The sequence below is a fragment of the Pseudoalteromonas sp. AWM4_233 genome (assembly GCF_056158285.1).
In genome coordinates, this window is record NZ_JBSWSZ010000117.1 from 1 (window position 1) to 5108 (window position 5108).

The 5108-nt window shown below is 57.6% G+C and carries 8 protein-coding genes and 2 pseudogenes; 3 read left to right on the forward strand and 7 right to left on the reverse strand.

The genetic code is table 11. The features are described 5' to 3' along the window. Nucleotides 1–213 precede the first annotated feature (213 nt). The 5 genes and pseudogenes from ACXAC4_RS26260 to ACXAC4_RS26280 all read right to left on the reverse strand — a co-directional run bounded on the left by ACXAC4_RS26260 (nt 214) and on the right by ACXAC4_RS26280 (nt 2009). The gene (locus ACXAC4_RS26260; protein WP_475167824.1) at nt 214–357 is read right to left on the reverse strand and encodes a hypothetical protein; all 144 of its coding nucleotides are present in this window, start codon (nt 355–357) and stop codon (nt 214–216) included. 98 nt (nt 358–455) lie between these two features. Next, nucleotides 456–746, reverse strand: coding sequence for a hypothetical protein (locus tag ACXAC4_RS26265; protein ID WP_475167829.1), 291 nt, complete (start codon nt 744–746; stop codon nt 456–458). Nucleotides 747–1075: 329 nt separating this feature from the next. Beyond that, complete coding sequence (locus tag ACXAC4_RS26270; protein WP_475167832.1) at nt 1076–1612, reverse strand: tRNA ligase subunit PheS family protein; 537 nt, start codon at nt 1610–1612, stop codon at nt 1076–1078. A gap of 127 nt (nt 1613–1739) precedes the next feature. Beyond that, a pseudogene (locus ACXAC4_RS26275) lies at nt 1740–1901 on the reverse strand (tRNA ligase subunit PheS family protein); the annotation flags it as partial. A gap of 15 nt (nt 1902–1916) precedes the next feature. Continuing rightward, complete coding sequence (locus ACXAC4_RS26280) at nt 1917–2009, reverse strand: hypothetical protein (RefSeq protein ID WP_475167836.1); 93 nt, start codon at nt 2007–2009, stop codon at nt 1917–1919. 542 nt (nt 2010–2551) lie between these two features. Here ACXAC4_RS26280 and ACXAC4_RS26285 point away from each other — a divergent pair. Beyond that, nucleotides 2552–2827, forward strand: coding sequence for an adenylate/guanylate cyclase domain-containing protein (locus ACXAC4_RS26285; RefSeq protein ID WP_475167841.1), 276 nt, complete (start codon nt 2552–2554; stop codon nt 2825–2827). A 766-nt stretch (nt 2828–3593) separates the two neighbouring features. Here ACXAC4_RS26285 and rplT read toward each other — a convergent pair. After that, nucleotides 3594–3978 (reverse strand): annotated as a pseudogene (rplT, locus tag ACXAC4_RS26290) (50S ribosomal protein L20). 40 nt (nt 3979–4018) lie between these two features. Here rplT and ACXAC4_RS26295 point away from each other — a divergent pair. Beyond that, entirely contained in the window at nt 4019–4150 is a 132-nt protein-coding gene (locus ACXAC4_RS26295) for a hypothetical protein (RefSeq protein ID WP_475167846.1), read from the forward strand. A gap of 471 nt (nt 4151–4621) precedes the next feature. Here the strand turns inward: ACXAC4_RS26295 and ACXAC4_RS26300 are convergent, their stop codons facing one another. Further along, entirely contained in the window at nt 4622–4822 is a 201-nt protein-coding gene (locus ACXAC4_RS26300; protein WP_475167848.1) for a hypothetical protein, read from the reverse strand. Between ACXAC4_RS26300 and ACXAC4_RS26305 the strand changes: the two genes are divergently transcribed. Next, the gene (locus tag ACXAC4_RS26305; RefSeq protein ID WP_475167851.1) at nt 4806–5081 is read left to right on the forward strand and encodes a hypothetical protein; all 276 of its coding nucleotides are present in this window, start codon (nt 4806–4808) and stop codon (nt 5079–5081) included. The genes ACXAC4_RS26300 and ACXAC4_RS26305 overlap by 17 nt on opposite strands. Nucleotides 5082–5108 lie beyond the last annotated feature (27 nt).

A 5108-nucleotide genomic window follows, 5' to 3' on the forward strand; every position in this document is an offset into this window, starting at 1 on the left:
CGCCGCTTTAAAACGCTGCGGTTTTCATCGGCAGTAAACGGCAATCGCCCCGCCCATCGTCAGCGCATTTGCCCCCACCGCGGGTACCGATATTATTAGCCACATCATTGGCCCCGACGTTCAGCGCCATAGTAAGGCACCAAAACCCGCTGCAATAATGACAATCATTGTATTGGAGGACCGGCCGAAACAGCAGCGCCGCCGCCAGACAGGTCAGCAGGATAATAGAGCAAATGCCAGTCCCGGCCCCACCAAAGGGCGGCCGACATAAGCCGTTGCCATTTCCAGATTGGACAGTCGCCCCAGATCGCGGTCCAGCGTCTCAAGATGTCGCGCATCAAGATCGTTGTTAGGCATGCTCGCCTCCAAGGATAAAATCCGGCAGCCGATAGCAGGTCACATGCACAACCACAACGCGCAGCACACCCCGTCAGGGCGATCATTTTACAAAACTGTTACATTCCCTCATCACCCATTGATGAAGGGTGTGTTACCGCACACCACACAACAAAGCAGCGCCCGCCTTTCGCCGAAGGCAAACCATAGGTTCTGACGGCAGCAGCGGGCAGGGCAAGTTTCCTGAGCAGCAAGCGACCAAACTGAAAGCCGATTCGCTCAGCACATCTTCTCGTGGAAACCGCTGACTTTCCAAAGGTTTTCCAGCCAAATAATTTAGCAAAATGCCGGTCAGGACGCCGATTTAAGTAATCCCACCCAGGATAAAAAGAAAACTGATCAATAAACAAGGCGCTTTAAACGACGCAGGGGCTTCATCTCACCAAGAAAAACCATGCCCTTGTCTGGTGAGACGAAACCACTCAATATCCCCGTATCTCTGAATCCTGCTCATAATCGAATTCAGATTCTAAAAAACCTTGATCAATCATGCACTTGAAACAGTGGCTTCGTTCTTCAGTAGTGAACGGCAACTCCTCAACAGGTATAGTGCGCTCTCTTCATCGGCATCGCCCTCGACCCAAATGCCTTTTGCGTCGATAAAAAAGGACTTCCCGTAGTCAGTTTGTCTATAGCAACGAGAAGAGCTGACGAACTCTTGCCTCATTTGCTTCCCAGTTCACCGCGACAAACCACCATGCAGGGTCGGCATGTCCAGACACTGGAAACCATAGTGACGCAGCCAGCGCAGGTCGCTGTCGAAGAAGGCGCGCAGGTCGGGGATGCCGTATTTCAGCATCGCCAGCCGGTCGATCCCGATGCCAAAGGCAAAGCCCTGATAGTCCTCGGGGTCGATCCCGCCCGCTGCGATCACCTTGGGGTGCACCATGCCGGAGCCGAGGATCTCCAGCCAGTCGTCGCCCTCACCGATCTTCAGCGTGCCCCCTGTCCCAGGAACAGCGGATGTCGACCTCGGCGGATGGCTCGGTGAAGGGGAAGTGCGACTGGCGCGGAAGCGCAGGTCCACACCGTCCGACCTCGAAGAAGGCTCTTCACGAACTCCTCCAGCACCCACTTGAGGTTCGCCATGGAGATGTCCTTCGTCCAGCGCCAGCCCTTCGACCTGGTGGAACATCGGCGTGTGAGTCTGGTCGTAATCGGCGCGGTACACGCCGCCGGGGCAGATGATGCGCAGCGGCGCGCCCAGCTTCTCCATGGAGCGGATCTGCACGGGGCTGGTATGCGTGCGCAGCACATGCGGCGGGCGGTCGTCGCCTTCGGCACGGCTGCATGTAGAACGTGTCCATCTCCGCGCGGGCTGGGTGGTGGCCGGGGATGTTCAGCGCGTCAAAGTTATACCAATCGGTGTCGACGCGGGGGCCTTCCTGCACGGAAAAGCCCATCTCGGCAAAGATCGCGGTGATCTCTTCGCTGACCTGGCGAAATGGGGTGGAGCGTACCCTGGCGGCGACTGCGGGCGGGTCGGCAGGGTCACATCCAGCCACTCGGAGCGCAGGCGCTCATCCAGCGCCGCATCGGCCAAGCGCGGCCTTTTTTGCGGCCAGGGCTGAATTGATCTCATCCTTCAGGGCATTCAGCGCCGGACCCGCCACCTGGCGTTCCTCCGCGCGTCATCTTGCCCAGCTCGCGCATCTTCAGCGCAACTTCGCCTTTTTTACCAACAGCGGCGAGGCGGATCGGCCTCCAGCGCGCTCTCATCTGCGGCCTCGGCAATCTGACCCAGATATTTTGCCTTAAGATCGTCCATGACGGTCCCCCGAAGTCTCGCTTTGTTGTTCTGCTACCATACGCGCCGCCGAAACGCAAGCACCCGAGGGTCATGAGGCGCCACATAGACGGATGTTGTCGCCCTCCACCCAGGACCATGCTCGTTGCGGCACGGCTAATGCCAACGCCTCATCGGTAGGAATGCGCAAATGGCTTGCATGCTGACAGTCGCGGCGGCCCATCTTGGAGCTCAAGACCTGCTTGGCCGCGCACTTTCCCGGGACGCGATTTGATGAGTACCTCTGTTACACGCAAGCTCACCACAATCCTGGCGGCGGATGCCGAACAGCTATAGCGCGGCCATGGACGGCCGATGAGGTCGGCACCTATACCGCGCTGAAATCGGCCCGTGATGGTGTTTTTCAAATTGATCGAACGGCGCGGTGGCCGGGTGGCCAATACGGCGGGTGATGGGCTGATCGCGGATTTCCCGTCCGTGGTCGAAGCGGCCCATTGCGCCATTGAGGTCCAGCAGGAACTTGCCGCCGAAGACAGCGCCGCTTCGGCTTCCGCATTGGCATTCAATCTGGGCGATGTGATCTGTGATGGCGACGATCTTCTGGGCGACGGTGTAAACCTTGCTGCGCGCCTGCAATCCATGGCGGAACCCGGCGGTATTCTGATCTCGCAGCCAGGTCTATGACCAGGTTCGCAACAAGCTGACGATCGGTTTTGAATACCTGGGCGAAAAAACCGCCCGAAAAACCTGCCCGAGGATATCTCGGTCTATCGGATCACCACTTGGCGCAGCCGAAGGGGCTGCCCAGCTTCGAACACAAGTCATGCCGCGGCCGCAGTCGCGAGGTGTGGCGAAGACCGCGCAACCTTGTCTCTAGGCGGCGCCGAGTCTGGGACGATGCGCTCCGAGGACCACCACAGCGCGTCCGACCACACATGACCGCCCCGGCTTAAGGGCCTTCGCAACCGGCTCGGATTGGGCGGCAGACCTCCACCCTAAGCGCTGGCAGCAAGAAACTCTGGCGTCGTTGCTGCAGGGCCGTTGTCTGTTAGATACCTCATCAGCGGCGCGCGGCTATCTGGGCTCATTGGCCTGATGCTGGCGCATCGCGTTGGTCGATCGGCCTGCGGGATGGCGCACGCGCCCTCTGGGTTCAGATCCGAGTTCCAATGGCATCCCGGTGCGGCTCTGGGTGACTGGCAGGTCTTCCTGATCGCTGGTGAACCTGTAATGAGCTTGGGCCGGCGCGCTCTGGGCGCTCTGGCCGGTGGGCGCGCTTCTGGCGTATTTGGCCGGCTGTTCAAACGACGCCGCTCGCAGGCTGAATGAACGTGCCGGTCAATCACCGCGACGACTTAGCTCCATTGCACCGGTCGGCTACAGGATCATCCGCAAACTCGCAGGCATAGAAAAACCCGCCGGATCGCTCCGACGGGTCCGATTTGTTCGGCTACGCGCTGAACAGCTTAGGCTGCCAGCGCGTCCTGTGCCTGACGCGACGATTGCGCCGAAACGCTTCGGGCTCGTGCACGGCGAGGTCTGCGAGAACCTTACGGTCCACTTCGATGCCGGCCAGGTTCAGGCCGTTGATGAAGCGCGAGTAGGTCAGCGCCTCGTCGTGGCTGCGGACAGCAGCGTTGATCCGCTGGATCCACAGCGCGCGGAAATTGCGCTTGCGGTTCTTACGGTCACGGGTTGCATATTGGTTGGCCTTATCGACGGCCTGGCGCGGCGACTTTGAAGGTGCTCTTGCGGCGGCCATAATAACCTTTTGCAGCCTTGATGACCTTCTTGTGACGGGCGTGAGTGACGGTACCACCTTTAACGCGGGACATATCTCAGATCTCCTCTTAGCGGTCGTAGGGCATGTAGCCCTTGACGATCTTTGCGTCCGGTGCGGACAGGGTGGTGGTGCCGCGGGCATCACGGATGAATTTCGTGGTGACGCTTGATCATGCCGTGGCGTTTGCCGGCCTGACCAGCTTTGACCTTGCCGCGTCGCGGTAACCTTAAAGCGCTTCTTGGCGCTCGATTTTGTCTTCATCTTGGGCATTTCCGTCTCCTTCATTCGCAGGTTCGCAATCCACGCGACTCGGCATGCCACTTAGCCGGACGCGCGATGGGAGCCGCCATTTAGACGCTCCCTGCCACAAACGCAAGCCTCAATGTAAAATATCCCGGTCTCTTAATGCTTGCCCAACCAAGAAGCAGATTGAAACCATACCGCAGCTTCCACCGTCGGCGGTGCCCTGATATCAGGACAAAGCCCCAGACACCGTATTTGACATCAGCCTGCCGGTGTTCGGCTTTGGCGCAGACATTGGCACAATTTTTGTGAGTATGATCTATAATCCCGTATTTCATGCGCCGCTAGGGGTCAGAAGGTGCTGGCCTATCTAGGTTGTTGGGTTTGGTTAACCTTAGCAATACGTAACTGAACGAAGTAGATGTAATAAAGATCATTACGTATTGCTAAGGTTAACGACGGTTAGATTCACCTCTTACACAGCACCTGGACGGTATTTCAGTTGGTGCGCTGAGCACAAATAGCGGCACGCTTAAAGATGCAGCAGGTAATGATTTAACACTGACGCTGAATAGCGTAGGCGCAACATCAAACGTACTGGTAGATAGTATTGCACCCACCGTTTCAAGCGTGAGTGTGCCTAGTAATGACACGTATATTGCAGGAGAAAACCTAGAGTTCACGGTCAATACCAGTGAGAATGTGACGGTCGACACCACTAGTGGCACACCAAGCATTGCCATTACCGTGGGCAGTACTACAAAAAATGCGACCTATGTCAGCGGTAGTGGCAGTAGTGCACTCACGTTCAGATATACAGTTGAAAGTGGTCTAGTTGATAGTGACGGTATTTCAGTTGGTGCGTTGAGCACAAATAGCGGCACGCTTAAAGATGCAGCAGGTGCTGTGTAAGAGGTGAATCTAACCGTCGTTAACCTT

Coding starts and splice junctions, on each gene's coding strand:
- ACXAC4_RS26260 (WP_475167824.1), bottom strand. CDS start 357: ATGCCTAACAACGATCTTGATGCGCGACATCTTGAGACGCTGGACCGC.
- ACXAC4_RS26270 (WP_475167832.1), bottom strand. CDS start 1,612: ATGGAGAAGCTGGGCGCGCCGCTGCGCATCATCTGCCCCGGCGGCGTG.